Source organism: Duganella paludis (assembly GCF_054461335.1).
Genome location: NZ_CM136922.1, coordinates 6,514,123 through 6,540,725, shown reverse-complemented (window position 1 = coordinate 6,540,725; position 26,603 = coordinate 6,514,123). Strand labels below are relative to the sequence as shown.

21 protein-coding genes are annotated in these 26,603 nt (G+C 64.1%); 12 read left to right on the top strand and 9 right to left on the bottom strand.

Features of this window, described 5'->3' with window-relative positions; genetic code table 11:
• Positions 1–94: 94 nt before the first annotated feature.
• The 6 genes from ACXZ1M_RS28800 to ACXZ1M_RS28775 form a co-directional block, all read right to left on the bottom strand.
• Positions 95–3,124, bottom strand: a complete 3,030-nt coding sequence (locus tag ACXZ1M_RS28800; protein WP_459051014.1) for a sensor histidine kinase — start codon at positions 3,122–3,124, stop codon at positions 95–97.
• Positions 3,125–3,126: 2 nt separating this feature from the next.
• The gene (locus ACXZ1M_RS28795) at positions 3,127–6,126 is read right to left on the bottom strand and encodes a sensor histidine kinase (protein WP_459051013.1); all 3,000 of its coding nucleotides are present in this window, start codon (positions 6,124–6,126) and stop codon (positions 3,127–3,129) included.
• Between the two features lie 68 nt (positions 6,127–6,194).
• Complete coding sequence (locus ACXZ1M_RS28790) at positions 6,195–7,529, bottom strand: amino acid permease (protein WP_459051012.1); 1,335 nt, start codon at positions 7,527–7,529, stop codon at positions 6,195–6,197.
• A gap of 51 nt (positions 7,530–7,580) precedes the next feature.
• A complete protein-coding gene (locus tag ACXZ1M_RS28785; protein ID WP_459051011.1) occupies positions 7,581–8,948 on the bottom strand; it encodes an amidohydrolase family protein in 1,368 nt (455 codons plus the stop codon).
• 1 nt (position 8,949) lies between these two features.
• Positions 8,950–10,101 carry a dipeptidase gene (locus ACXZ1M_RS28780; RefSeq protein WP_459051010.1) on the bottom strand — a complete coding sequence of 384 codons (1,152 nt, stop codon included), beginning with the start codon at positions 10,099–10,101 and terminating at the stop codon, positions 8,950–8,952.
• A gap of 26 nt (positions 10,102–10,127) precedes the next feature.
• Entirely contained in the window at positions 10,128–10,583 is a 456-nt protein-coding gene (locus ACXZ1M_RS28775) for a RidA family protein (protein WP_459051009.1), read from the bottom strand.
• A gap of 89 nt (positions 10,584–10,672) precedes the next feature.
• On the opposite strand from ACXZ1M_RS28775, the gene ACXZ1M_RS28770 reads away from it, so the two are divergent.
• From ACXZ1M_RS28770 to ACXZ1M_RS28755, 4 genes are all read left to right on the top strand, one after another.
• Positions 10,673–11,383 carry a helix-turn-helix transcriptional regulator gene (locus ACXZ1M_RS28770; protein ID WP_459051008.1) on the top strand — a complete coding sequence of 237 codons (711 nt, stop codon included), beginning with the start codon at positions 10,673–10,675 and terminating at the stop codon, positions 11,381–11,383.
• A gap of 47 nt (positions 11,384–11,430) precedes the next feature.
• Positions 11,431–12,651 (top strand): cyanophycinase, encoded by a 1,221-nt coding sequence (locus ACXZ1M_RS28765; protein WP_459051007.1) that lies wholly within the window; start codon positions 11,431–11,433, stop codon positions 12,649–12,651.
• A gap of 82 nt (positions 12,652–12,733) precedes the next feature.
• Entirely contained in the window at positions 12,734–13,633 is a 900-nt protein-coding gene (locus ACXZ1M_RS28760) for a MurR/RpiR family transcriptional regulator (RefSeq protein ID WP_459051006.1), read from the top strand.
• A gap of 95 nt (positions 13,634–13,728) precedes the next feature.
• Positions 13,729–16,053 carry a GH92 family glycosyl hydrolase gene (locus ACXZ1M_RS28755; protein WP_459051005.1) on the top strand — a complete coding sequence of 775 codons (2,325 nt, stop codon included), beginning with the start codon at positions 13,729–13,731 and terminating at the stop codon, positions 16,051–16,053.
• Positions 16,054–16,132: 79 nt separating this feature from the next.
• Here the strand turns inward: ACXZ1M_RS28755 and ACXZ1M_RS28750 are convergent, their stop codons facing one another.
• From ACXZ1M_RS28750 to ACXZ1M_RS28740, 3 genes are all read right to left on the bottom strand, one after another.
• Entirely contained in the window at positions 16,133–16,504 is a 372-nt protein-coding gene (locus ACXZ1M_RS28750) for a VOC family protein (RefSeq protein ID WP_459051004.1), read from the bottom strand.
• A 50-nt stretch (positions 16,505–16,554) separates the two neighbouring features.
• Positions 16,555–17,400 (bottom strand): polyphosphate kinase 2, encoded by an 846-nt coding sequence (ppk2, locus tag ACXZ1M_RS28745; RefSeq protein WP_459054088.1) that lies wholly within the window; start codon positions 17,398–17,400, stop codon positions 16,555–16,557.
• Positions 17,401–17,743: 343 nt separating this feature from the next.
• A complete protein-coding gene (locus ACXZ1M_RS28740; RefSeq protein ID WP_459051003.1) occupies positions 17,744–19,096 on the bottom strand; it encodes an MFS transporter in 1,353 nt (450 codons plus the stop codon).
• Positions 19,097–19,227: 131 nt separating this feature from the next.
• Between ACXZ1M_RS28740 and cyoA the strand changes: the two genes are divergently transcribed.
• The 8 genes from cyoA to ACXZ1M_RS28700 are packed head-to-tail and all read left to right on the top strand — an operon-like array spanning position 19,228 to position 26,526.
• Positions 19,228–20,226: a ubiquinol oxidase subunit II gene (gene cyoA, locus ACXZ1M_RS28735; protein WP_459051002.1), complete on the top strand. Its 999-nt coding sequence runs from the start codon at positions 19,228–19,230 to the stop codon at positions 20,224–20,226.
• Positions 20,227–20,228: 2 nt separating this feature from the next.
• Positions 20,229–22,229: a cytochrome o ubiquinol oxidase subunit I gene (gene cyoB, locus ACXZ1M_RS28730; RefSeq protein WP_459051001.1), complete on the top strand. Its 2,001-nt coding sequence runs from the start codon at positions 20,229–20,231 to the stop codon at positions 22,227–22,229.
• On the top strand, positions 22,222–22,851 hold the full coding sequence (gene cyoC / locus ACXZ1M_RS28725) for a cytochrome o ubiquinol oxidase subunit III (RefSeq protein WP_459051000.1): 630 nt from the start codon (positions 22,222–22,224) through the stop codon (positions 22,849–22,851). The genes cyoB and cyoC overlap by 8 nt, the downstream gene beginning before the upstream one ends.
• Complete coding sequence (gene cyoD / locus ACXZ1M_RS28720) at positions 22,848–23,252, top strand: cytochrome o ubiquinol oxidase subunit IV (RefSeq protein ID WP_459050999.1); 405 nt, start codon at positions 22,848–22,850, stop codon at positions 23,250–23,252. The genes cyoC and cyoD overlap by 4 nt, the downstream gene beginning before the upstream one ends.
• Positions 23,252–24,055, top strand: a complete 804-nt coding sequence (locus ACXZ1M_RS28715) for an SURF1 family protein (RefSeq protein WP_459050998.1) — start codon at positions 23,252–23,254, stop codon at positions 24,053–24,055. Before cyoD ends, ACXZ1M_RS28715 begins: the two co-directional genes overlap by 1 nt.
• A 25-nt stretch (positions 24,056–24,080) precedes the next feature.
• Positions 24,081–25,400, top strand: coding sequence for an ATP-binding protein (locus ACXZ1M_RS28710; protein ID WP_459050997.1), 1,320 nt, complete (start codon positions 24,081–24,083; stop codon positions 25,398–25,400).
• Positions 25,401–25,405: 5 nt separating this feature from the next.
• Positions 25,406–25,945 carry a response regulator transcription factor gene (locus ACXZ1M_RS28705; protein WP_459050996.1) on the top strand — a complete coding sequence of 180 codons (540 nt, stop codon included), beginning with the start codon at positions 25,406–25,408 and terminating at the stop codon, positions 25,943–25,945.
• Complete coding sequence (locus ACXZ1M_RS28700; protein ID WP_459050995.1) at positions 25,942–26,526, top strand: 2'-5' RNA ligase family protein; 585 nt, start codon at positions 25,942–25,944, stop codon at positions 26,524–26,526. The genes ACXZ1M_RS28705 and ACXZ1M_RS28700 overlap by 4 nt, the downstream gene beginning before the upstream one ends.
• Positions 26,527–26,603 lie beyond the last annotated feature (77 nt).

The following is a 26,603-nucleotide window of genomic DNA, read 5'->3' as shown; positions in this document are numbered from 1 at the left end:
CTATCCTGGCAACTATCTGTATAAAAAATTCACACTCCCGGTGGCGCGCCCTGGCGGGATGTCGGCAACGAACAACACTTGGGCCGCGCCGATCTCAGGCGCCGCCGCGCCGCCACCAGCGCTTGGTGTTGGCGTTGGCGTAGGCGGCACGGGCCGGCACCGTGAGTGTGACGCGGGTGCCGCCGCCGGGCGCGGCGTCGATCTCCAGCTTGCCGCCGGCGCGGGCGGCGCGTTCGTGCATGCCGGTCAAGCCGTAGTGCTTTTGCTTGGGCGCGGCGTCCGGCGCCATGCCGGCGCCGTCGTCGACGACCTGCAGGATGAAGTGTTCGCGTTCGTAGCGCACACGCGCCTGCACGCGCGCGGCGCTGGCGTGCTGGAAGGCGTTGCGCAGCGCTTCGCGGGCGATCTCGCAGGCTTCCTCCGCCACCGTGTCGCGCAGTTTGCGGCGCTGGCCGCTCACGGCGATGTCGAACAGCGTCGCCGGATGGTCCGCGTGCAGCTGCCGGCCCGCTTCGCCGGCGGCGCTTTCGACATCGTCCACCCGGCCGGTGCGAAGCTCATAGACCTGGTCGCGACCTTCGACGATGGTGTCGCTGGCCTGGTCCAGTATCGGCTCCAGCTTGCGGCGCGCGTCTTCCGGCAGGCCGGCCGAGACGATATCCAGCCGCAGGATCAGCGCCTGCACGCTTTGCAGGAAGGTGTCGTGCAGGGTGCGGGCGATGCGTTCGCGTTCGGCCATGCGCACGGTCAGCTGTTCGGCCACGCGCCGGGTGGCGGCGCGCAGGCGGTACAGGTAGAGCAAATACAGCAAGGCCGCCGCCGCCAGCCCACACAGCAGCTTGAACCAGATGGTCTGCCAGAAGCGCGGCGCGATCTCGAAGTCGAGCTGCGCCTCTTTCTTGCCCGGCACGCCGTCCTCGTTGAAGGCGCGCACGCGGAAGGTGTAGTGGCCCGGCGCCACATTGGTGTAGTAGGCGGCGCGGCGGTCGCCGGCTTCCTGCCAGTCGTCGTTGATGCCGGAGAGCTGGTACTGGAAGCGCATCGCTTCCGGCTTGCCCAGTCCCGGCGCGGTGAAGCGCAGGCTGAAATTCTGCGATCCGGGCGGCAGGCGCAGTCCCGGCACGGCGTCGTGGTGCACCTCGCCGGCGTCGAGCCCCAGCACGAACGGCGTCGGCGCGATAGTGTTGCGGCGGATGCGGCCAGGCGACAGGCGCAGCACGCCGCCGCTGGTCATGAACCACAGCTGGCCGCCGGAATCCGAGAATACGCTGGGCAGGCGCATTTCAAGCATGGCCTGGCCGGTGTAGCCGTCCAGGATGCCGAACAATTCATAGCGCAGCAGGGTGCCGGGCGTGGAGACGGCGGCCTGCCAGTCGGCCCGCTTCACATGGACCACACCCTGGCCACCGTTGAACCAGCGATCGCCGTCGGCGCTGATGGCCATGCCGGAGATTTTGGCCAGGGCCTCTGGCCGCAGCGCCGGCAGCATGCGGAAGCCGCTGCCGGTGAATACCGCCAGTCCCTGGTCGCCGCCCAGCAGCACGTCTTCGTTCACCGCCACCATGGTCGGCAGTCCGACGCCGCCGGCATTGTAGGTGGTCAGCTTGCCGTTCTGGTTGAAGACCATGGTGCTGTCGCCGGTGGCCATCCAACGCTCGCCCGGCTTGCGGCCGGCGGCCGCCATGAAAATGCGGTCCGGCAGGCTGAAGGCGCTGCGCGGATGCCACTGGCCGTCCAGCAGTCCTATCAGGCCGGTCTGCGCGGTGGCGGCCCACAGCACCTTGCCGTCGTCCTGCATGCCGGCGACGTCGAGATCGGCCGGCTTGCCGTCGCGGCCGGGCGGCAGCGGGATCTGCGTGACAGCGCCCCGGTAGCGGCGTTCGATGCTGCGTTTGTTCGACATCAGCAGCGCGCCGTCACGGTCGTTGGCCAGCACGTCATAGTGTTGCGGCGAGCGCTCCGGCGGGCGGTCCGCATGCAGGCGCCAGGTGACGCGGTTGATGATATCCGACAGCCATACGCCGCCTTCGGTATCGCCGGCCATGCTGAACATGCCGCTCGCCTGCGGCAGCGGCACCGGCGTCAGGCTGTTTTCGCGGTAGCGTTCCAGCCCACTCTGGGTGGCGACCCACAGATTGCCTTCCAAATCCTCGAGCAGCGCGTTGGTCACGCGCGATGGACCGGTGGCTTGCGGCGCCCGGCGCTCATCGGCATCGCGGCGTGAACGCAGCGTGCCCGCAGGACGGCCGCCGGCGCGCGCCACGCGGCACAGCATTTCCGGGCAGAGGCGGGTCCACAGATTGCCGTCGCGGTCGAACAGATTGCGGGCGCGCGATTCGAGCGGCGCATACAGCGCGGGACGCGGCAGCGGGGCGGTGGCGGCGGTCGGCAGGGTTTTCTCCAGCGGCAGCGGCGCAATGCTGTCGCCGTCGGATAGCCACAGGCGGCCGTCCGGCGACTGCACCAGCGCGTCCTGGTTGGCCTGCGCGTGCACCAGCGTGAACTTGCCGCTGGCGCGGTCCAGCCGGTACACGCCGGTCTTGAACGACACCCATAGCTGCTGGTACTGGTCGAGCAGCACGCTGTGCGCGTTATCGTACGGCAGGCCCTGTTCCGGCCCCAGCTTGCGCAACTTGCCCTTGGCTTGCACGAAGAAGCCGCGGTCGGAGGTAATCCACACGCTGCCGTCGCGGTCCACGGCCAACGCCTCGATGCTGCCGGACGGCGAATCGAGCGGGACCACGTGCTCGATGCGGCCGTTCTTGCGCAGCACCGATACGCCGCCGACCGAATAGCTGATCCACAAATCGCCGTTGCTTTCGGCGCGCAGTTCGTTCACGCGGCGGCGTGCCACTTCGCCTTCGGAGGCGGGCGCGTAGCGTTCGAAATGCACGCCGTCGAAGCGGAACAAACCGGTGGAAGTCCCAAGCCACAACCAGCCGTCCGGCGTCTGCGCCATGGTTTTGATTTCGGCAGGCGCGCCTTCGCGTATGCCCCAGGCGGCGTGGTTGTAGTCGCGCAGCGCGACGTCGGGATTGAGGGCGAATGCCGGGCCGGCCAGGCAGAGTGCGAAGAGCGAGGGGGGCAGCGCGCGCAGGCGCCGGCCGTTGTTAAATAACTGCATGCTTACTTTCGGAAGAGACGGCGCCACCATGGAAGAGTCTTGTGCGCGTAGGCGCGATGTGCCGGGAGCGCCATTTTAACGTGGGCGCCCTGATTCGGTGTACTGGCGATTTCCAGCGCCGCGCCGATGCGGGCCGCGCGCTCGCGCATGCCCACCAGCCCCCAGTGTCCCGAAGCCGGCGCCGGCGCCATGCCCTTGCCGTCGTCGCGCACCAGCAGCGTGAATTGCTGCGCTTCGTAGCCGAGCCGCACGTCGATGTGCGCGGCCTGGGCGTGCTGGTAGGCGTTGCGTATCGCCTCGCGCCCGATTTCGCTGATTTCGTCGATCACGCCGGGGCGCAGCGCGCGATGTTCACCTTCCACAGTCAGCGTGAAGGCCAGGCCGGGATAGCTGGCCGCCAGCAGGGCGGCGACCTCGCGCAGGCCGCTCTCCACTTCATCGGCCGGCGTAGAGCGCAGTTCCTGGACTTGCGCGCGGCCTTCGTTGATGCTGGCGCGCGCGCTGTGCAGCACCGGCGCCAGCGATCTGCGGGCCGCGCTGTCGTCCGGCAGGGAATCGACCGCCGCGTCGAGCCGCAGCACCATGCCCTGCACGGTTTGCAGGAAGGTGTCGTGCAGCGCGCGGGCGATGCGTTCGCGTTCGGACAGCCGCACTTCCAGCCGCTCCTCCAGCCGTGCGGTGACCACCCGCATGCGGTACAGGTAGAGCAGGTACAGCGCGATGCCGACCGCCAGCGCGCAGGCGGCCTTGAACCAGGCCGTTTGCGTGAACGTGGCGGGAATCTCGAAGTCCACGGCTGCCGGTTGCGCGCTCCACACGCCGTCCTCATTGGCGGCGCGCACCTGGAAGCGGTAGGCGCCGGGGCCCATATTGGTGTAATAGGCGGCGCGGCGCGGGCCGGCGTCCTGCCAGTCGCTGTCGGCACCTTCGAGCCGGTACTGGAAGCGCACAGCTTCCGGCTGGCGCAGGCTGGCGGCGGTGTAGCTGATGTTGAGATTCGTCGAACCGGGCGGGAGCCGCAATCCGGAGTCGCCCTTGTAGCTGGCCGTGCCGGCGTTCACCGCCAGCACGCCGGCCACCGGCGCCACGTCGTTGCGGACCACGTTGCGCGTATCGAAGCGCAGCACGCCGGCGGTGCTGACCAGCCATAACTGTCCATCCTTATCCAGCTTTGCGCTCGGATGGCGGCTGACCAGCATGGCCTTGCCGACGTAGCCATCGTTCATGCCGAACAATTCATAGCGCAGCCGTAGTTCCGGGTTGGCCACGCTGGCCTTCCAGTCGGCGCTGCGCACATGGACCAAGCCCTTGCCGCCGTTCAGCCAGCGATCGCCGTCGGGCGTGACGGCCAGGCCGGAGATGTCCAGCAGGACTTCGGCGTCGGCGGCGTGCAACTGGCGGAAGGCGCCGTCGACGAACACCGCCAGCCCGCGGTCGCCGCTGGCGACGACCTCGTCGCCGACGTAGATGCCGGTGGCCAGGCCGATCATGGCGGCCGGGTAGTGCATGCGCTTGTCGTTCTCGTCGAGCAGCGCGATGGTGGCGTCGCCGCAGGCGATCCAGAGCTGGCCGGCCTTCCTGCCCGGCACGCCCATCACGATATTGGGCGGCAGGTTGAACTTGGCGCGCGGCAGCCACTGGCCGTCACGCCGCCCCATCAGCCCCGTTTGCGCGGAGACCATCCACAGGCGCTTGCCGTCGTCGGTCACTCCCGCCACCATCAGATCCTGCGGCTTGCCGTTCGGGCCGGGAAGCTCGGGCAGGGCGATCTTCTCGGTCTTGCCGCGATAACGGCGCTCGATCTCGCGCGGGCCGCCCAGCAGCAGGGCGCCGTCGAAACCTGCGCTCACCACGAAGGCGTTGACCGGATCGCGTTCGGGCTCCGCGCCCGCCTTCAGGCGCCAGATGGCGCCGTTGAAGGGATCGGCGGCCCACGCCTGGCCTTCGCCGTCGGTGATCATGGAATAGGCGGTGCGGCTGCTGGACAGGCGGATATGCTGCAGGCGGTTGTCGCGGTAGCGGTCCACGCCGTCAATGGTGGCCACCCAGATATTGTGCTCGCGGTCTTCGATGATGACGTTGCCGGCCGGGTTGTTCGCGCCCGGTGCAGGCTTGAGCTGGTCCGGCGCCTGCGGCGGCACGGCGATGGTGTCGGTGGCGGCGACCACCTGGGCCGGTGTCACGCACAAGTCGTTCGGGCACTTGAGTTGCCACAGGTTGCCGTCGCGGTCGAAACGTCCCACCCAGTCGGAGCCGAAGCCGGGCGCGCTCGCGGCATTCGGCGCCGCCATGCGGGCGGCGGGATCGGCCGGCGCGGGCAGGGCCTGGATCTGCTGGTAGTTGGCGGTCCAGATCCGGCCATCGGGCGATTCGATCAGCGCGGAGCGCATGGGCACCGGCCGCACCTGCACGAACTTACCGGTGGCGCGGTCGTACAGGTGCAGCATGCTGGCGCTGACGGCCCACAGGCGGCCGTAGCGGTCGATGCGCACGTCGAGAATATCCTTCGGCAGGCCCTGGTCCGCACCGAAAAGCTGGAGTTTGCCCTGGCGGATGCGGAACAGGCCCGCAATGCTGGAGGCCCAGATATCGCCGTTGTCATCGAAGGCCAACTGCGAGAAGGGCGACATCTTGTCGGCCGGGATGATGTGTTCGAGCTTGCCGTCCGGGTGCAGCACGGACAGGCCGCCGCCAAATCCATACGACAGCAACAGGTCACCGTTGGGGTGGGCGCGCACAAAGACGATGCGCCGGCGTACCTGCGCCTCGCTGTCCGGCAGCGGATATTTTTCGAAGCGCACGCCGTCGAAGCGGTACAGGCCTGCGGGTCCGGCCATCCACAGCCAGCCATCCCTGGTCTGCGCCATGCTGTGGATTTCTGGCGGTGCGCCATCTTTGGTGGTCCAGCTGGCGCGGTTGTAGTCGCGCAGCGGCGTCAAAGGGTTGAGCGCGTGCGCGCTGATAGGCAGCAGGGCAAGCAGCAGGAGAAATCGAGATAACATAAAAAATCCCGGAAGGCCGGCACGCGCCGGAGCATCCGGGATTTTAGCTTGAAATCGATATCAAGCGATCAAGCTTTTTTCACTCCCACCTTGTAGCCGATGGCCAGTGCGGCCAGCCATGCCGGGATCAGATATACCGAAAGTTGCAGGTCCGGCGTCAGGTACATCACCACCAGGATGCCGGCCAAAAAGGCCAGGCACAGGTAGTTGGTCAGCGGGTAGCCCAGGCTCTGGAATTGCGTGACCAGGCCGGCGGCCTTCTTCTGCGCGCGGAAGCGCAGGTGGATCCAGCTGATCAAGCCCCAGTTGATGATCAGCGCCGACACCACGAGGCCCATCAGGAAGCCGAAGGCCTTGGCCGGCATGAAGTAGTTGACCGCCACGCAGATGCCGGTGGCCAGCGCCGACACGCCCAGCGCCGTCAGCGGCACGCCGCGCGCGTTGACTTTCAGTAGCGCCTTGGGCGCGTTGCCTTGCTTGGCAAGACCATACAACATGCGGGTATTGGCGTACACGCCGCTGTTGTAGACCGACAGCGCGGCCGTCAGCACCACCACGTTCAGCACGTGCGCAACCATATTGCTGTTCAGCGCATGGAAGATCAGCACGAACGGGCTGCCGCTGGTGACCACTTTCTGCCAAGGATAGAGCGACAGCAGGATGGCCAGCGCGCCGATGTAGAAGATCAGGATGCGGTAGATGGCCTGGTTGGTGGCCTTGGGAATGGAGTGCGACGGGTTGTCCGCTTCGGCGGCGGTGATGCCGATCAGTTCCAGCCCGCCGAAGGAGAACATGATGACGGCCATCGCCATCACCAGGCCGCTGACCCCGTTGGGGAAGAAGCCGCCGTGCTGCCACAGGTTGGCGACCGAGGCCTGCGGGCCGGCGTCGCCGGAGATCAGCAGGTAGGCGCCAAATAGGATCATGCCGACGATGGCCAGCACCTTGATGATGGAGAACCAGAATTCCATCTCGCCGAAGGCCTTGACGTTGAACAGGCTGATGGCGTTGATGATGACGAAGAAGGCCAGCGCCGACATCCAGGTCGGTACCGCCGGCCACCAGTACTGCACATAGATGCCCACCGCCGACAGTTCGGCCATGCTGACCAGGACATACAGCACCCAGTAATTCCAGCCCGCCGTAAAGCCGGCCCACTGGCCGCAGTATTTGTCGGCGAAGTGGCTGAACGAGCCGGCCACCGGTTCGTCCACCACCATCTCGCCGAGCTGGCGCATGATGAAGAAGGCGATCAGCCCGGCCACGCCATAACCAAGCAGCACGGACGGACCGGCCATTTGTATCGTCTGGGCGATGCCGAGAAACAGGCCGGTGCCGATGGCGCCGCCCAGCGCGATTAACTGAATGTGCCGGCTTTTCAGGCCGCGCTTAAGTTCACTCATCTGCTTCCTTGTGCGAGATTATCGAAAAATTCGAATTAATTCTCGCACAACTCAGTCTTCATGGACAGGCAAAGGGGTGAACTTGTAGTCGGCGCGCGCAAACTCGTGGCCGCGCTTGACGGTCAATACAACGGAACGCAGGTTGCCGATATCCTGCAGCGGGTCGCGCTGCACGAACACCATGTTGGCCAGCTTGCCCGCTTCCAGCGTGCCGAACTCCTTCTGCTTGCCGAGCGCCTCGGCGGCGTTGGCGGTGGCGGCGATGATGGCTTCCTGCGGCGTGAAACCGGCGTACTTCACCAGCTTTTCCAGCTCGTGGTCCACCACCGGGAACGGATCTTCACCGGTGTTGTCGGTGTCGGTGCCGGCGATGATCTTGATGCCCGCCTTGTGCATGGCGCGGGTGATGTCGCCGGCCAGCTCGATGCGACAGCGCGGGCCTTCGGTCTTGTACACGCTCAGGGTGGCGTCCATGATGGTGCCGGACTTCGCCAGCGCGGCGATGTACTTCTTGATGCCCGGATCTGCGGCGGTCAGTCCTTCATACGAGGGCTCGCCGCCATGGCCGTAGGCCGCCTTGTCCGACTCGCGCACATAGCGGGCGATCATGCAGACGTGGGAAATGGCGGTGGCGCCCAGCGAATCGTAAGGCGAGGCCGGATACACCTGCATGTGGGTCCAGACCGGGAAGTTCTGCGCCTTGCTTTCGGCGATCAGCTTGCGCACCAGGGTGCCGGGCAGGTTGGCGTAGATCTTCATGCCGGTGGCGCCGGTGCCGCGCGCCTGGGCGATCGCCAGCGGCATTTTCGTTTTGTCGTCGATGGCGTACAGCCACGGCACGGTGCCCGGCTGCGTGCCCAGCGCCGCCACCACGGTGCGCGGGTCCTTGAAGAAGCTCGGACCGGCCACCAGCGAGGCGTAGAACACGTCCGGCGAAGGAATGCGGTTCAGCAGCGCCTCGCGCGACAGGCCGGCCAGTTCACGGGCGTCGCCCGCCATGTCGCGCACGCCGGTGACGCCGCCGTAGATATTGCGCTTCAGCTCAGCCTCGGCGTAGGGCCGGTCCGGATTGGTGGCGTAGTGCACGTGCGAGTCGATCAGGCCGGGCAGCACATACTGGCCCGTCACGTCGACCATGCGGGCGTTGGCCTTCTGCGCCTCGCTCAGCTGAGCGCTGGGCAGCACGGCTTCGATGCGGTCGTCGCTGACGATGATGCTCATGCCGGTGCGCGGCGCGGCGTTGGTCCCATCGATCAGGGTGGCGCCGCTGTAGATCACGCGGCCCAGGGCCTTGCCGTTGAGTTTATTCAGGCGGTCTTGTTGGACGTTGGCCTTCGGTTTTTCTTCCGCCGCATGGACGGAGGCCACGGCGCAGGCGTTGGCGACGACGAGGGCGATTGCTGCATACTTCAAGGTCATATTATCTCCATACTCCATCGGCCACGCGCAGGAAGTTCGTGCCGAGGATTTTCTCAATGCGGCTGCTGCTGTGGCCACGCTTGGCCAGCAGGTCGGCCAGTTTCCAGAATTTCTCGCGGCCCGTCAGGTCGGGCAGGAAGGGCACGATGTCCGGCCGTTCGCCCGGCGCGCTGATGCCGGCGGCGCGGCGCTGGCGCACTTCCTCTTCCAGTCCTTTCATGTAGGCGGCCATGTCGTCGATCTGTGGCACGGTGCCGTCGGTGCCGATGCCCACGTGGTCTTCGCCGCAGATGTTGATGGCGTGCTCGATGTGGGTGACCAGGTCGGCCGCCATCGGCTGCCGGCCCACGGCCAGGAAGGGCATGAAGTAGATGCCGACAAAGCCGCCTTTTTCCGCCACCAGGCGCAGTTCCTTGTCGGTCTTGTTGCGCGGCAGGTCGGCCACGGCGCGGCAGCCGGTGTGACTGATGATGATGGGCGCGGTGGACGCGGCGGCGGCGTCGAGGCAGATTTGCTCGCCGCTATGGCTCAGGTCCACCAGCACGCTGTTGCGGTTCAGTTGCGCCACCACGTCGCGGCCGAAATCGGACAAGCCCTTATTGGTGGGGACCATGGAACCGTCGCCCAGTTGATTCGGTCCGTTGTAAGTCAGCTGGATCACGCGCACGCCTGCCTTGGCAAAGCCCTCCACGCGGCGTGCGTCCTTGCCCATCATGGCCGCGTTCTGAAAGCCGAGGATGACGCCGAGGCGGCCGTCGGCCTGGGCGCGCTTGATGTCTGCGGTGCTGCGCACCAGCAGGAAGTCGGCGGAACGCCTTTTGATAAAGGCGTTCCAGGCGTGGACGTCGGATACCGTCTTCTCATACGGATCGCCGTCGCCGAAGACGTGGCCGATGGTCATGTTGAACGCATTCAGGCCGGAGGCTTTGGCGTCGGCCAGCGCGCGGGCGTCGATGCCGAAGTCGTTGGCGGCGCTGTCGTGGCCCACGCCGCGCAGGTTGATGTTGTCGATACCGCCCAGCGCATCGATGATGAGCGGTCGTTTGTCGCGCAAGGCCGCGGTGCTTGTCGCGGGCTTGCCGAGTACGGGCAGGCCGATGGCGGCAAGGCTGGCGGCGGCTGCGCCGTGCAGGAAGATGCGGCGATTAGTCATGCGTTCCCCATTTGATGTGCGCCCCGTTATTTGCCGGCCGGCGCGTAGGCCAGACATTCGATTTCGATTTCCCCGCCCAGCGCCAGGCCATTCACGCCGAAGGCGCTGCGTGCAGGCAGACGGCCCGGTTTGAAGTAGGTGACATAGACCTTGTTAAAGTCCGGCCATTTGTTCATGTCGGCGATCATGACGGTGCACTTGACCACGCTGTCCATGCCCAGGCCCATGCCCTTCAGGATGTCGGCGATGTTGTCCATGGCCTTGCGCGACTGCGCTTCAAAGCCGCCCGGCACCAGGCCTTTGTCGTCCGTGCCCATCTGACCGGACAGGTGAATGAAATCGCCGGTGCGCACGGCCAGCGAGAACGGGCGGCCCGGCGGGTTGCCCTTGTTGTAGAACTCCGGCTCGGCGGCGCCGGCGGGGTTCACCAGGCTGGCGCCGGCCAGCAGCGCCATTGCGGCGGGGATGTGTTTAAAAGTCATGGCGATCTCCTTTAAGTGCAAAAAATTATAAACAGTTTGTTTAAAAAATGGGAAAATATACGCATCAATCAACAAAATGTCAGATTTCAATGAAAGCTGTTTCATTGGCCGCCGAGCGCGCGGCCGTCATCAACGCCCTGCGGCCGGTGGTTCCCATGCTGGCGGCGATGGCCGGGCCGCATCTGGAGGTGGTACTGCATGACGTCAGCAAGCCGGAGAACTCGGTGGTCGCCATCGCCAACGGCCATATTTCAGGCCGCAGCGTGGGCAGTTCGGTGCTGGAGGGACCGCAGAACGATCGCGGATTTGCGGCGGCCACGCGCATCAAGTCCAAGGACGGCGCGGTGCACAGCCTGGTGGAGGATTATGTAACGGTGACGGCCGACGGCCGCGAACTGCGCTCGGCCTCGGCGATTTTCCGCGACGCCAGCGGCGAACCGTTCGCCACGCTGTGCCTGAACGCCGACCTGTCGGGCTTCCAGGCGGCGCACGGCTGGCTGTCGCAGATGCTGAAGCCGATGGTGCAGGCCGCCGTGCCGGCGATGGCCGCACCGGTCGCCGCACCGCCCGAGTCGCAGATGGACACCCTGATGCAGGAGATCATCAACGAAGCGGTCAGCCCCGGCGGTAGCGCCGACGCCATCACGCGCGAGGAAAAAATCCAGGCGGTGGGCGCCATGCAGCGGCGTGGCCTGTTCATCGTCAAGGGCGGCGTGGAGCGGGCGGCGGCGGCGCTCGGTGTTTCGCGCTTCACCGTCTATAACTACATGGAGCAGCTGCGTCGCCGCGAACAGGAATAAGCGGTATCATTCCATCTCAGTACCTTTCTTGAGACAGGAATGAACGTATGACGATTTTGGTAAAAGCGGTGCGCGCCATCAGCATCTCCCTGGTGGCCTTTTGCATGCAGGTTTCCATGGCGGCCGAAGCGCCGCCGCAAGGCAACCTGCTGATCGCCGGCGGCGCGGTGCGCGCCGATAACACGATCATCTGGCAGCGCATGGTGCAACTGGCCGGCGGGCAGGGCGCCCGCATCGCGGTGATGCCCAGCGCGGCCGGCAATCCGGAGCGCTCCGGCGCCAACCTGGCCGCCACGCTGAATAAATACGGCGCCTCGGCCTTCGTGGTGCCGGTGGCCGTGCGGCTGAAAAACAGCGACTACGCGCGCGCGGCCGAGGATGAAACACTGGCGCGCTCGATCCGCGAAGCGGGCGGCGTCTACTTCGCCGGCGGCGACCAGGGTTACATCACCAAGGCGTTGGTGAGGCCGGACGGCTCGCGCACCGCCGTGTTGCAGGCCATCTGGGACGTCTACAACAAGGGCGGCGTGATCGGCGGCAGCAGCGCCGGCGCGGCCATCATGAGCAGCACCATGTATTACGAAGCCAAGACCGTGATCGGCACGCTGGCCGCCGGTGTCAACGACGGCCTCGAACTGGCGCCGGGCCTGGGCTTCGTCGGCACCGACGTCTTCGTCGACCAGCATCTGCTGGCGCGCGGCCGCTTCGCCCGCATGCTGCCGGCCATGCTGAAGAAGAATTACAAGCTGGGACTGGGTATCGACGAAAACACGGCAATGATCATCAACGCCAAGCGCGAGGTCGAGATCATCGGCTACCAGGGCGCGCTGCTGCTGGACCTGACGCAGGCCAAGACCAACGGCGACATCAAGGAATTCAACCTGACCAACGCCCGCATCAGCTACCTCGATCGCGGCGACCGCTACAACCTTGTCACCGGCCAGTACACGCCATCGGCCGACAAGGCGGACGGCAAGCTCGATCCAGCCAAGCCGTACTTGAATGAGCAAGTGTATTCGGCCGACGCGTTGGGCCACAACACCGTGCTGGTGATGATGGAAAAGCTGATCAACAACAGCCGCAGCGAAGCGATCGGCATCGCCACCGCGCCACCGGGCGAGCCGCGTGAGGACTTGGGCTTCGAGTTCAAGCTGACCCGCGACGCCGCCAGCGTCGGTTATGAATCCGCCACCTCGGACGCCTACACCATCCTGAACCTGCGGCTGGACGTGCGGCCGCTGAAGATCACGCGGCCCTGGTACCAATAAAACCCGGCTACGGGTTAATACGTAGTTCACAGTTGCCTGTAATGTACGTATGCTTACACCTTTTTAAGAAGTTGAGAGCGGTATGACGGCAGGTAATGCGGTTTCGGCGGACGTGGCATTTGTACAATCGGCGCTGGGCAAGGTACTGGCCGGCGTGCGCGCCGAAGGTTCCGCCTCCCATCGCAGCATCGCCGATTACCTGATGCGTAATCCGATGCGCGGCACCGCGCTGAAGATCGAGGAGATGGCCGAGGGCTGCAAGGTATCCACCGCCACCATCAGCCGCTTCTCGCGCGACATCGGCTTCTCCAGCTACGGCGCCATGCGCAGCGCGCTGGCCGAAACACTGCACACGGCCATGCAACCGGTGGAAAAGCTGCGTTCCTCCATCGCACGCCGCAAGGCCGCGCAATCTCCCGGCGAGGCGAGCATGGAATACGCCAAGGCCAACCTGGCCTCCGCCCACGAGGTGCTGGCGTCCAAGGTGATGGAGACGGTGGCGCAAAAAATCAGCAAGGCGCGCACGGTCTACGTGCTGGGACTGGGCATGTCTTCCAGCCTGGCGTCGATGCTGGCGCTGCATCTGCAGCCGTTCTGCCGCAACGTGGTGGAGATGGCCGGCAGCGGTGGCACCGAGATCGCCGCCGGCCACCTGGTCCACGTTGGCCGAGGCGACTTGCTGGTGGTGATGTCCTTCCCGCGCTACACCAGCGATGCGATGCGGCTGGCGGAGTTCGCGCGCGGCCGCAAGGCCACGGTGGTGGCGATTACCGATGCGCCGACGGCGCCGATGGTGCCCTTGTCCGATCACGTGCTGTACGCCAGCGCCGCGCATGGCGTGCTGCCCAGCAGCGCGGTGGCGGCGGTGGCCGTGATCGAGGCGCTGGTGGTGTCGCTGATGGTGTCGAACAAGGCCAACGTCCGCAAGGCGGCCCGCCTGAGCGAGGTGATTGAAGAATATACCGTCACCACCGCTGTTTAGCGGATTTACTAAACTTCGCCCCTTATTTGTTTCGTGGATTGACCGTCACCGGGGCAAGCGCTATAAAGTCGGATCGTCTTGATAGCGGGTGATGAATGAACGCGACTAAACTTCTTTCGGCCGGCGCCATGGCGCTGGTCCTGGCATTCCCGGCGATCTCCATCGCCCAATCCACGCCGGCGGCGGCGGTCGATGTCTTCATCGGCACCGGCGGCGACGGCCATACCTTCCCGGGCGCCACGCGCCCCTTCGGCATGGTGCAGCTCAGTCCCGACACGCAGGTGCGGCCGTTCCGCCAAAGCTATCCGTGGGCGGCCGGCTACCGCTATGACGACGACAGCATCCTCGGTTTTTCGCACACCCACTTTTCCGGCAGCGGCCACTCCGACCTCGGCGACCTGCTGCTGATGCCTTACAGCGCGGAGACCAAATGGGAGCCTGGCTACCCCGAGCGGCCTTTCAGCGGCTACCGCTCGCGCTTCAGCCACAAGAACGAGCGCGCGGAGCCGGGCTACTACGCGGTCAAACTGGCCGACAATGAAGTCGATGTCGAACTCACCGCCAGCGAGCGCGTGGGCCTGCACCGCTACCGCTACGCCAAGGGCGCGGAGGCCAAGGTGATGCTGGACCTGCGCGCCAGCATCTACGACTACGCCGCCAAGAACCTGTGGTCACGCCTGCGCGTGCGCGACAACACGCTGATCACCGGCATGCGCGAGACGCGCGGCTGGGCGGCCGGTCGCCAGCTGTATTTCGCCATCCAGTTCTCGCATCCGCTGACATCGCGCTCCCTGCGCAATATGGAGCGCGATGTCGAGTACAAGGGCTTCGCCGGTCCGGGCAGCGGCCCGGGCGACAAGGCCGTCGTCGAGGGCAAGGCGCTGGTCGGCTCGCTGGAGTTCGGCGTGCCGGCCGACGGCCAGCTGCAAGTGAAAGTGGCGATATCGGCGGTGAGCGAGGAGGGCGCGATCGCCAACCTGGCCGAGATGCCGGGCTGGGACTTCGACGCTGAACGCGCCAAGGCGTCGGCCGCGTGGAACGAGGCGCTGGGCGCGGTCGCCATCGAAGCCGAGCCGGAAATGCGCAAGATGGTGTACACCGCGCTGTATCACAGCATGCTGGCGCCTAGCCTGTTCATGGACCGCGACGGCCGCTATCGCGGGCCGGACAACGAGGTGCACCAGGCCACCGGCTTCCGCTACCACTCCACCTTCTCGCTGTGGGACACCTACCGTGCGCTGCATCCCTTGCTGACGCTGATCCAGCCGGAGCAACGCAACGTCGATTTCGTGCGTTCGCTGGTCGAGTCGCAGAAGGCTAGCCCGTACGGCATCCTGCCGGTGTGGTCCTTCCACGGCCTGGAAACCTGGTGCATGATCGGCTACCACGCGGTGCCGGTGATCGCCGACGCCTACATGAAGGGCTTGAAGGGCTTCGATGCCGAAGAGGCGCTGAGAGCGATGACCAGCAGCGCGGAATACGGCCCGTACGGCGGCCTGCAGCACTATATGAAGCTCGGCTACGTGCCGATCGACCTGGAGCCGGAAGCGGCGTCGAAGACGGTGGAATACGCGTTCGACGACTGGACCATCGCGCGCATGGCGGAAAAGATGGGCAAGAAGGACATCGCCGCGCGCTACTACAAGCGGGCGCAGAACTACCGCAATTCCTTCGACGTGAAGACCGGCTTCCTGCGGGCGAAAAAGTCCGACGGTACCTTCCGCGAGCCGTTCAGCCCGGTGCAGTCGAACTTCGGCAGCGACTACACCGAGGGCAGCGCCTGGCAATACTCCTGGTATATGCCGCACGATAACGCGGGCCTGATCAAGATGCTGGGCGGCGATGCCGGCCTGCAGAACAAGATCGACATGGTGTTCGACGCCAAGGTGGACGATAACGTCTACGCGCACATGGAGGACATCTCCGGCCTGATCGGCCATTACGCGCACGGCAACGAACCGTCGCACCATGTGGCCTACCTGTACAACTACGCCGGTGCGCCGTGGAAGACGCAGAAGCGCTTGAGCCAGGTGGTGTCGTCGCAGTACAACACGACGCCGGCCGGTTTGTCGGGCAACGACGACCTGGGGCAGATGTCAGCCTGGCTGGCGTTCACGGCGCTGGGTTTCTACCCGGTGGCTCCCGGCAGCAATGAATACGTGATCGGCCGTCCGTTCCTGGACCAGGCGGTGTTGAACCTGCCCAACGGCAAACGCTTCACCATCCGCGCGGTCGGGCTGAGCAAGGAGAACGCCTATGTGGCGGGCGTGACGCTGAACGGCAAGCCGCTGGCGCAGACCTATTTGCGGCACGACCAGATCACCGCCGGCGGTGAACTGGTGTTCACCATGTCGCGCGAACCCAACAAGGAATGGGGCAAGTTGCCCGCCAGCCGCCCGTACACCCAGACTGCCTACTAGCTGTAGGTCATGTGGAGATTTCGGGCTCGCGGTTGTAGAAGGTGGGGCGATTGCTGGTGCCCAGGCTCATGGCGCGGCCTCAAACATGCTGGTCGAACAGCACCGGATTGCCGTCCGGGTCGACGACGATGAAGCTGGCCGGGCCGGTGGTGCTGTCGTCCGCTTCCATCTCCAGCGCCAGGCCTTGCGCCTTGAGCTGACGCTGGATTTCGCGCACGTCGGTGAAACCGTCGAGCGGCTGGGCGTTCTGGTCCCAGCCGGGATTGAAGGTCAGCATATTCTTCGGGAACATGCCCTGGAACAGGCCGATCACATGACTGCCATTCTTCATGATGAGCCAGTTCTGTTCGGCATGGCCGCCGAACTGCGTAAAGCCCAGCGTCTCGTAAAACGCGCGCGAGGCGGCCAGATCCTTGACCGCCAGGCTGACGGAAAATGCGCCAAGTAGCATGACAAACTCCCAAGCGTGAGTGATTGTCAACTCTAGCACAGCACCTGCGCTCAGTACACTTCGGGCACGATGATTTCGGCCGGCACCGGACGGCGCACGTAATCGTCGTGGTATTCGCGCTCTGGCAGTTCGATGGCCGGATGCGTCACCTCTTCGTACGGCATTTGACCGAGCAAGTGATGGATGCAATTGAGGCGCGCTTTTTTCTTGTCCACGCCTTGCACCACCCACCATGGCGCTTCGGGAATATGGGTACGTTCCAGCATCACTTCCTTCGCGCGGGTGTATTCCTCCCAGCGGCGGCGCGACTCCAGATCCATCGGGCTCAGCTTCCACTGCTTGAGCGGATCGTGGATGCGGCCGAGGAAGCGGGCGTTCTGTTCTTCGTCGGAAATCGAGAACCAGTATTTGATGACCTGGATGCCGGAGCGCACCAGCATGCGTTCGAACTCGGGCACGGTCTGGAAGAACTCCTCGTACTGGTCATCGGTGCAGAAGCCCATCACGCGCTCGACGCCGGCGCGGTTGTACCAGCTGCGGTCGAACAGCACGATCTCGCCGGCGGCCGGCAGATGCGAGACGTAGCGCTGGAAGTACCATTGCGTGCGTTCGCGGTTGTTGGGAGCGGGCAGGGCGGCGACGCGGCACACGCGCGGATTCAGACGCTGGACGATGCGCTTGATGACACCGCCCTTGCCGGCGGCGTCGCGGCCTTCGAACAGGATCACGACCTTGTGGCCGGTGTGGACCACCCAGTCCTGCAGCTTGACCAGTTCGGCCTGCAGGCGGAACAGTTCGCGGAAGTAGAGGCGGCGTTCCTCCTTGGCCTCGGCGCTGCGTTCGCGCTCCACCACTTCGCGGGTGTGCGGATCGATCTCGCGGTCTTCGAGCTCCATTTCGAGCTCTTCGTCATAGCTGTCGGTCAGCTCGCGCTGGACGCGGTCCAACAGTTCGTGCTCGTTCAAGTTCACGCAATACTCCTCATTGTGGAATGAGGGTAGCTTAGCGGACGATTATTACGCCGTCATGACCGCAGGTAGGGTTGCTTTCGCGCAGCGATAACGTGCGGGCGGGGGAAATGCCGACGGCACCGTTCGGGGTGCTTTTTAGTGCGCATGAGGTGCGTTCCGGGTGCTCAACATGTTACCCCATTGCTGCTCCGCAGCAACGTTGATAAATGCTCAAAACAACAACGGCCGCGAGGGCGGCCGTTGTTGTTTTTCTGTTGCAGGATCGGTACTAGTTGTCGCGAATGCTCCAGGCGCGGTTGATGCTCAGCGCCGCCAGCGAGCTGACTGCGCCCGACAGCAGGTACAGCCCCGCATACGCCAGGCCGAAGTGCGACGAGACGCCCAGCGCCACCAGCGGTGCGAAACCGGCCCCTACCAGCCAGGCCAGATCCGAAGTCAGCGCTGCACCGGTATAGCGGTACTGCTGCGGGAAGTTGGAGGTCACCGCACCGGCGGCCTGGCCGTACGACAGGCCCAGCAGCGAGAAGCCGATCAGGATGAAGGCGTCCTGCCCAGCCTCGCCGCCGTCGATCAGGAACGGCACGAACAGGCTGAAGATGCCGATCAGCGTGGCCAGGGTGCCTAGCGTGCGGCGACGGCCGACACGGTCAGCCACGAAGCCGGAGATGATGATGCCGACCGCCATCAGCGCCACGCCCACCATCTGCACCTGCAGGAAGCCCGCCAGCGAGCGTTGCGAGGTGAGGGTGATCCACGACAGCGGGAATACCGTCACCAGGTGGAACAGCGCGTAGCTGGCCAGCGCGGCCAGCGCGCCGATGATGACGTTGCGCGATTGCGAACGCATCAGTTCGCCCACCGGCACCGGGTCGAGCTGGTGCTCGTCCAGCAGGTGCGAGTATTCATGCGTGGTCACCAGGCGCAGGCGGGCGAACAGCGCCACCACGTTGATGGCGAACGCCACGTAGAACGGATAGCGCCAGCCCCAGTCGAGGAAGTCCAGCGAGCTCAGGTTGGTCAGCATGTAGGCGAACAGGCCGGCGGCGATGACGAAGCCGATCGGCGCACCGAGCTGGCCCAGCATGGCGTACCAGCCGCGCTTGTGCTCCGGCGCGTTCAGCGCCAGCAGCGACGGCAGGCCGTCCCACGATCCGCCCTGGGCGATGCCTTGCCCGATGCGCAAGATGGACAGGATGACAATCGACCACGTACCCAGGCTGGCGTAGTCGGGCAGGAAGGCGATGCCGGCGGTGGACACGCCCATCACCATCAGCGCCAGGGTCAGCTTGGCTTCCCGCGTGAACCGGTGTTGTACTGCCATAAATGCCACAGTTCCTATCGGACGGGCAATAAATGCGAGCGCGAAAATCGCAAAAGCGTATAGTGTTCCGTCAAGCCGGCTCTCGTAGGGGAAGAAGACCGACGGGAAGACCAGCGCCGAAGCGATGGCGTAGACAAAGAAGTCGAAATATTCGGAGGCGCGCCCGATGACCACGCCAATCGCTATTTCCCCGGGAGAGATATGTCCGTCCCTGGCGTTGATGTTGCGTGCACCAGGGCTTGTTTGAGGATGTTCGTGGACGCCAGCTTGGACGCCACTGATAGAAGTCGTGTTAGCCATAGTCTCTTGTCTCGTGTTAGTTGTTATCACAAGGGCTGTTCCGGCGGGTAGGACAAAGTGTCCAATAGCAAGAACAGTCCTTAGTGAGTACAGTAGCATGTTCCCAATATTCTGTAACGTACATTACTCGCATGATTCCTCCTATCGTTCGTCGTGGATTGCTCCTCGCACCGTTAATGTGGCTCGCTGGCTGCGATACGGTCGTGCTCAATCCTTCCGGAGATATCGCAGCGCAGCAGGCACACCTTGTGGTTGTGTCAACATTGCTGATGCTGTTGATTATCGTACCTGTCATGTTCCTCATCTGTCTGTTCGCTTGGCGCTATAGGAAGTCAAATACCGCCGCCGAATACAAACCAGATTGGGACCATTCCACCAAGCTCGAACTGCTGATCTGGGGCGCGCCGCTGCTGATCATCATCGTTCTGGGCCTGATTACCTGGATTTACACCCACTTGCTGGACCCGTACCGTCCGCTGAGCCGCATCGACGAAAACCGTCCGATCGCCGCCGGCATCAAGCCGCTGGAAATCCAGGTGGTGTCGATGGACTGGAAGTGGATGTTCATTTATCCGGAGCAGGGCATCGCCACCGTGAACGAACTGGTGACCCCGATCGACGTGCCGGTACGCTTCCACATGACTTCGAGCACCGTCATGAACGCGTTCTACATTCCTGCGCTGGCCGGTATGGTCTACACCATGCCGAGCATGGAGACGCAGCTGAACGCGGTCATGAACAAGGTGGGCGTGTACGACGGCTTCTCGGCCAACTACAGCGGCGCCGGCTTCTCGGACATGCGCTTCAAATACCACGGCGTGAAACAGGCTGACTTCGACGCCTGGGTCGCCAAGACCAAGGCCACCACCACGGCGCTGACCCGCGCCGAGTTCCTGGCGCTGGACAAGCCGTCCATCAAGCATCCGATCATGCACTTCGGTAGCGTGGACAAGGGCTTGTACGACCGCGTGCTGAACCGTTGCGTGGCGGAAGACGCCGTCTGCATGAACACGATGATGCATCAGGACGCCACCCGCATCAAAGCGGCTGCAGCGGCCAAGAAACTGCCAGAAGACGTGTGCGAGCCGACCACGGTCGCCGCCACTGCTCAACCTATCCGTAAAGAATGACCATGTCTGATCTCAACTTGACCAACCTGATCTTTGGGCGGCTGTCGCTGGATTCCATTCCATACCACGAGCCCATCCTGATCGGCACCTTCGCCATGGTGGCGATCGGCGGCCTCGCGCTGCTGGCCGCCATGTTCAAATTCCGCCTGTGGGGCCCGCTGTGGCGCGACTGGATCACCTCCATCGACCACAAGAAAATCGGCATCATGTACATGATCCTGGGCATCATCATGCTGTTGCGCGGCTTCGCCGATGCACTGATGATGCGCGCCCAGCAGGCCATGGCCTTCGGCGACAATCCGGGCTTCCTGCCGCCGCACCACTACGACCAGGTGTTCACCGCCCACGGCACGATCATGATTTTCTTCGTCGCCATGCCGCTGGTTACCGGCCTGATGAACTACGTGGTGCCGCTGCAGATCGGCGCGCGCGACGTCTCGTTCCCGTTCCTGAACAACTTCTCGTTCTGGATGACCACCTTCGGCGCCATGCTGACGATGGTGTCGCTGTTCATCGGCGAATTCGCCAAGACCGGCTGGCTGGCGTTCCCGCCGCTGTCGGGCATCGGCGCCTCGCCGGACGTGGGGGTCGACTACTACATCTGGTCATTGCAGATTGCCGGTGTCGGTACCACGCTATCCGGGGTCAACCTGATCGCCACCATCGTTAAAATGCGCGCGCCTGGCATGTCGATGATGAAGATGCCGGTGTTCACCTGGACCGCGCTGTGCACCAACGCGCTGATCGTTGCTACTTTCCCGATCCTGACCATCACCCTGGCGCTGCTGTCGCTGGACCGTATCGCCGGCTTCAACTTCTTCACCGCTGAACTGGGCGGCAACCCGATGTTGTACGTCAACCTGATCTGGATCTGGGGCCACCCTGAGGTGTACATCCTTATCCTGCCGGTGTTCGGCGTGTTCTCGGAAATCGTTTCGACCTTCTCGGCCAAGCGTTTGTTCGGCTACACTTCGATGGTGTATGCGACCGTCGTGATCACCGTGCTGTCCTACCTGGTATGGCTGCACCACTTCTTCACCATGGGCTCCGGCGCGAGTGTCAACTCGTTCTTCGGCATCACCACTATGATTATCTCGATCCCGACGGGCGCGAAGATTTTCAACTGGCTGTTCACCATGTACAAGGGCCGCATCCGCTTCACCGTGCCGATGCTGTGGACCGTGGGCTTCATGCTGACCTTCGTCATCGGCGGCATGACCGGCGTGATGCTGGCCGTTCCACCAGCCGACTTCGTGCTGCACAACTCGCTGTTCCTGATCGCCCACTTCCACAACGTGATTATCGGCGGCGTGGTGTTCGGTCTGTTCGCAGGTATCAACTACTGGTTCCCGAAAGCCTTCGGCTACACGCTGAACGAATTCTGGGGCAAGGTTTGCTTCTGGTGCTGGCTGGTCGGCTTCTGGGTTGCCTTCACGCCGCTGTACATCATGGGCTTCATGGGCGTTACCCGCCGCATGAACCACTTCGACGATCCGTCGCTGCAGATCTACTTCATCGTCGCTGCCTTCGGCGCGCTGATCATTGCCGGCGGTATTGGCGCCTTCCTGCTGCAGCTGTATGTCAGCTTCCGCGACCGCGCCAAACTGCGCGACGTCACCGGCGACCCATGGGAAGGCCGTACCCTGGAGTGGGCGACCTCGTCGCCACCACCGGACTACAACTTCGCGTTCACCCCTGTTGTGCATGAGAGCGACAGCTGGGCCGACATGAAGGCCAATCACTACCAGCGTCCGCTCAAAGGCTTCGTGGACATCCACATGCCGAAGAACACCGGCGCCGGCTTCGTGATCTCGGCCCTGTCGTTCGGCTTTGGCTTCGCCATGGTCTGGCAGATGTGGATTCCGGCCGTCCTGGGCTTCGCCGCCATGATCGCCGCGATCGTCATCCACACCTTTAACTACAAGCGCGACTACTACATCAAAGCCGATGAAGTAACTCGTACCGAAGATGCGCACACTCGTTTGCTGGAAAGCCATGTCTGAAATTACCGCTAATGGCGCCGTGAGCGCCGATCCAAGCGCGCGTTACTACGTGCGTGACCACCATCCTGAAAACGGCACCCTGCTGGGCTTCTGGATCTACCTGATGAGCGACTGCCTGCTGTTCGCAGGCCTGTTCGCCGCTTACGCAGTCCTGGGCCGCAGCTATGCGGGCGGCCCGTCGGGCGCGGAACTGTTCGACCTGTCGCTGGTGGCCATCAATACCGGCTTCCTTCTGCTGTCGTCGATCACCTATGGCTTCGCCATGATCGCCTCGCAGCGCAAGAACCTGAAGGCCACCATCATCTGGCTGCTGATCACCGGCGTATTCGGCCTGGCGTTCCTGTACCTGGAAATGTACGAGTTCCTGCACCTGATCCACGAAGGCGCCGGTCCGCAACGCAGCGCGTTCCTGAGCTCGTTCTTCGCGCTGGTCGGCACCCACGGTCTGCACGTGACCTTCGGTACGCTGTGGCTGATCACGCTGGTGTTCCAGCTGAAGAAGCACGGCCTGACGCCTGAAAACAACCGTCGCCTGATGTGCCTGTCGATGTTCTGGCACTTCCTGGACGTGATCTGGATCGGCGTGTTTACCTTTGTTTATCTGATGGGAGTTCTGCCATGAGCGCACCACACAACCACTCTGAGCACGGCCACCACGACGATCATGGCCACGGTGACGACGGCCACCACGGCAGCCTGAAGGACTACGCGATCGGCTTCGTGCTGTCGGTGATCCTGACCGCGATTCCATTCTGGCTGGTGATGACCCATGCGTTCGACAAGTCGAGCACCACCGCCATCGTGGTGCTGGCGTTTGCCGCGATCCAGGTGATCGTGCACATGGTCTACTTCCTGCACATGAACGGCAAGGCCGAAGGCGGCTGGTCGATGTTGGCCACCGTGTTCACGGTCGTGCTGCTGGTCATCGTACTGGCTGGTTCGATCTGGGTCATGTACCACATGAACGCGAACATGATGCCTTCCATGGGCAACGACGTTCACAACATGCAAGACATGCAATGATGACGGGCGCGACTCAGCGCCAACGTCCCCGCGCCCTGCGCGTCATCCTGGCCCTCGTGGCCGGGGTGATGTTCGCAGGGTTTTTTGCTTTAGGGACGTGGCAGGTAAGCAGGCTGCAATGGAAACTGGCGCTGATCGAGCGCGTCAACCAGCGCGTGCACGGCGCGCCGGTGCCCGCGCCATCGATGGCGCAATGGCCGCAACTCAACGCTGAAGCCGACGACTACCGCCCGGTGCAGCTGAGCGGCGTGCTGCTCGACGGCGCCAGCACGCAGGTGATGGCCTCGCTTGAACGCGGCATTGGCTACTGGGTGGTGACGCCGTTGTGCACGGCCGACGGCGGGATCGTCATGATCAACCGCGGCTTCATCGCCGCCGGCCTGGGTGGCTGGAAGCCGCAACCGGCGCCGCCGGCCGCCGCAGCCGATGCCTGCAAGACGGCGACGGCACCGGCGGTATCGATCACCGGCCTGCTGCGCCTGAGCGAGATCGCCGGCAAGCTGCGCGCCAACGAACCGGCGCGCAACTACTGGTACACGCGTGACGTGCAGGCCATCGCGCGCGCGCGCGGCTTGTCGGATGCGCCGGTGGCGCCGTACTTTGTCGATGCCGACGCGGCCAGCGCCAAGGTGGCGGGTCCGGTGACGGTGGCAAGCGATGCGGTGCAACCGGCAGGCGGATTGACAGTTATTTCCTTCGTGAACAACCACTTGGTTTATGCTGTCACCTGGTACGCGCTGGCCCTGATGGTGGCCGCTGCGACCGTATGGGTAATCCGAGATGCGCGCAAACAAAAATCCTAATCCTTATGATCGTGGCCGGCCGGGTATGCCGGTAGTCGAACCGCTGGCGGCGGTGAACGCCTCCGCCAACACCATTACCTCGGCGGCCGGGCACAAGAACATGCAGCAGCTGATCCAGCTGCGCTGGATCGCGGTGATCGGCCAGATCACCACCATCGCCACGGCGTCGATCCTGCTCGGCGTGCAGCTGCCGATGCCGGCCATGCTGAACGTGCTGGCGTGCCTGATCGCGTTCAACGTCGCCAGCATCCTGCGCTGGCAGGAAAACCAGGTGGTGTCCAACAGCGAACTGCTGCTGGCGCTGACGGTGGACGTGGCCAGCCTGACGGCGCAGCTCTACCTGAGCGGCGGCGCCACCAATCCCTTCGTATTCCTGTACCTGCTGCATGTGATCCTGGGCGCGGTGCTGCTGGAGACGTGGTCGACCTGGACCATCGTCATCGTCACTGGTGCCTGTATCGCCGGGCTGGCGCTGTTCTCCGAACCGCTGCCGCTGCCGCAGGACCACGCGCTGGGCATCTTCAGCCTGTACGTGCAGGGCATGCTGATCTGCTTCATTCTGGATGCGGCGTTGCTGGTGATTTTCATCACGCGCATCACTCAGAACATGCGCGGCAGCGCGGCCAAGCTCGCGGATTTGCGCCAGCGGGCGGCCGAGGAGGAGCACATCGTGCGCATGGGTTTGCTGGCCTCGGGCGCCGCGCACGAGCTGGGCACGCCGCTGGCGACGCTGGCGGTGATCCTCGGCGACTGGAAGCATATGCCTGAATTCAAAGGCAATCCTGTGCTGCTGGAAGAGATAGCGGAGATGCAGACGCAGCTCAAGCGCTGCAAATCCATCGTCAGCGGCATCCTGCTGTCGGCTGGCGAGGCACGCGGCGAATCATCGGCGGCCACTACCATCAACACCTTCCTGTACGAAGTGACGGAAGAGTGGCGCGTGGGGCGTCCGGTGATCGAGTTCGAGTTCTACAACCGGATCACGCCGGACCATCCGGTGGTATCGGACTCCACGCTCAAGCAAATGATCTGCAACGTGCTCGACAACGCGCTGGAAGCGTCGCCGCAATGGCTGCGCATGGAAGCGGTGGTGGAGGGCGACACGCTGGTGCTGCAGGTAACGGACCAGGGCGCGGGCTTCGATCCATCTATACTGGCGCAGTTCGGCAAGCCGTACAACTCCAGCAAGGGCCGCCCCGGTGGTGGACTGGGCTTGTTCCTGGTGGTGAACGTGGCGCGCACGCTGGGCGGCGAAGTCACGGCGACCAACCTGGAGCAGGGCGGTGCGATGGTGCGGCTGACGCTGCCCTTGTCCGCCATCGAAATCAAATCGGAACATCAATAAACGACATGAGAACAGAAGAGCGCGTATTGCTGCTGGTGGAAGACGACGCGGCCTTTGCCCGTACCTTGGGGCGTTCTTTCGAGCGTCGCGGCTACAAGGTGCTGCTGGCAGAAAACGTGGACGAAGCCAGCGCGATGCTGGTCGACCACACGCCGGGCTATGCGGTGGTGGACTTGAAACTGAAGGGCAACTCATCCGGCCTGGCCTGCGTGCAGATGCTGCACGAGCATGATCCGGAAATGCTGATTGTGGTGCTGACCGGTTTCGCCAGCATCAACACGGCGGTGGAAGCGATCAAGTTGGGTGCGTGCCAATACCTGGCCAAGCCGTCTAACACCGACGACATCGAAGCCGCGTTCGAACACGTGGCGGGAGCGGCGGAGCTGGAACTGACCACGCGCGCCACGTCGGTGAAAACGTTGGAATGGGAGCACATCCACGCGGTGCTGGCGGAGACCGACTTCAACATCTCGGAAGCCGCACGGCGACTGGGCATGCACCGCCGCACGCTGGCGCGCAAGCTGGAAAAGCAGAGGGTCAAATGAGCGGGCAGGGATCGTTATTCGACTTTGAACCACCGCCGAAGCTGACGGACCGGATCTTCTTCGCCATCGCACCGGACGCCGGGGCGATAGGACGGATCAACGCGTTGACGGCGCAACTGAAGTCGGAGCACGGCATGCAAGGCCGTCCGATCGCCGACGCCAAGTTGCATTGCACCTTGTGCAACCTGGGCGACTTTCCCGGCATGCCGGATGCGCTGTTGGCCCGCGCCTCGCAGGCGGCAGCGCTGGTGGCGGCAGGCACGCAGCCGTTCACTGCGGGATTCGACGTGGCGCAAACCTTCATCAACCGCGCGCGCAACCGGCCATATGTACTGACCGGCGGCGAAGGGGTTGTGGGGGTAGCGGCGCTCTACCGCAACCTGGCAAGCGCGCTATTGAAAGCAGGCATCACAGGCAACCCGCCCAGCTGCACGCCGCACATCACGCTGCTCTACGACGACATCACAGCCGCCCCGCAAAGCGTGGAGCCGATAGAGTGGAAAGTAGGGGAACTGCTGCTCCTGCACAGCCACATAGGCCAGGCGCGTCCATACAACATCTTGGGACGCTGGCGTTTCTAAACCGGGGTCAGTTCTGCCAATCGCACACGACCTCGTCAGTTACTGGGCATTTCGCAGGCCAAGCGCTGATTAAAGTC

Coding starts and splice junctions, on each gene's coding strand:
- ACXZ1M_RS28795 (WP_459051013.1), bottom strand. CDS start 6,126: ATGTTATCTCGATTTCTCCTGCTGCTTGCCCTGCTGCCTATCAGCGCG.
- ACXZ1M_RS28755 (WP_459051005.1), top strand. CDS start 13,729: ATGAACGCGACTAAACTTCTTTCGGCCGGCGCCATGGCGCTGGTCCTG.
- ACXZ1M_RS28750 (WP_459051004.1), bottom strand. CDS start 16,504: ATGCTACTTGGCGCATTTTCCGTCAGCCTGGCGGTCAAGGATCTGGCC.
- ACXZ1M_RS28740 (WP_459051003.1), bottom strand. CDS start 19,096: ATGGCTAACACGACTTCTATCAGTGGCGTCCAAGCTGGCGTCCACGAA.
- ACXZ1M_RS28790 (WP_459051012.1), bottom strand. CDS start 7,529: ATGAGTGAACTTAAGCGCGGCCTGAAAAGCCGGCACATTCAGTTAATC.
- cyoD (WP_459050999.1), top strand. CDS start 22,848: ATGAGCGCACCACACAACCACTCTGAGCACGGCCACCACGACGATCAT.
- ppk2 (WP_459054088.1), bottom strand. CDS start 17,400: ATGGAGCTCGAAGACCGCGAGATCGATCCGCACACCCGCGAAGTGGTG.
- ACXZ1M_RS28785 (WP_459051011.1), bottom strand. CDS start 8,948: ATGACCTTGAAGTATGCAGCAATCGCCCTCGTCGTCGCCAACGCCTGC.
- ACXZ1M_RS28800 (WP_459051014.1), bottom strand. CDS start 3,124: ATGCAGTTATTTAACAACGGCCGGCGCCTGCGCGCGCTGCCCCCCTCG.
- ACXZ1M_RS28765 (WP_459051007.1), top strand. CDS start 11,431: ATGACGATTTTGGTAAAAGCGGTGCGCGCCATCAGCATCTCCCTGGTG.
- cyoA (WP_459051002.1), top strand. CDS start 19,228: ATGATTCCTCCTATCGTTCGTCGTGGATTGCTCCTCGCACCGTTAATG.
- ACXZ1M_RS28710 (WP_459050997.1), top strand. CDS start 24,081: ATGCCGGTAGTCGAACCGCTGGCGGCGGTGAACGCCTCCGCCAACACC.
- ACXZ1M_RS28780 (WP_459051010.1), bottom strand. CDS start 10,101: ATGACTAATCGCCGCATCTTCCTGCACGGCGCAGCCGCCGCCAGCCTT.
- ACXZ1M_RS28715 (WP_459050998.1), top strand. CDS start 23,252: ATGACGGGCGCGACTCAGCGCCAACGTCCCCGCGCCCTGCGCGTCATC.
- ACXZ1M_RS28705 (WP_459050996.1), top strand. CDS start 25,406: ATGAGAACAGAAGAGCGCGTATTGCTGCTGGTGGAAGACGACGCGGCC.
- ACXZ1M_RS28775 (WP_459051009.1), bottom strand. CDS start 10,583: ATGACTTTTAAACACATCCCCGCCGCAATGGCGCTGCTGGCCGGCGCC.
- ACXZ1M_RS28700 (WP_459050995.1), top strand. CDS start 25,942: ATGAGCGGGCAGGGATCGTTATTCGACTTTGAACCACCGCCGAAGCTG.
- ACXZ1M_RS28770 (WP_459051008.1), top strand. CDS start 10,673: ATGAAAGCTGTTTCATTGGCCGCCGAGCGCGCGGCCGTCATCAACGCC.
- cyoC (WP_459051000.1), top strand. CDS start 22,222: ATGTCTGAAATTACCGCTAATGGCGCCGTGAGCGCCGATCCAAGCGCG.
- cyoB (WP_459051001.1), top strand. CDS start 20,229: ATGTCTGATCTCAACTTGACCAACCTGATCTTTGGGCGGCTGTCGCTG.
- ACXZ1M_RS28760 (WP_459051006.1), top strand. CDS start 12,734: ATGACGGCAGGTAATGCGGTTTCGGCGGACGTGGCATTTGTACAATCG.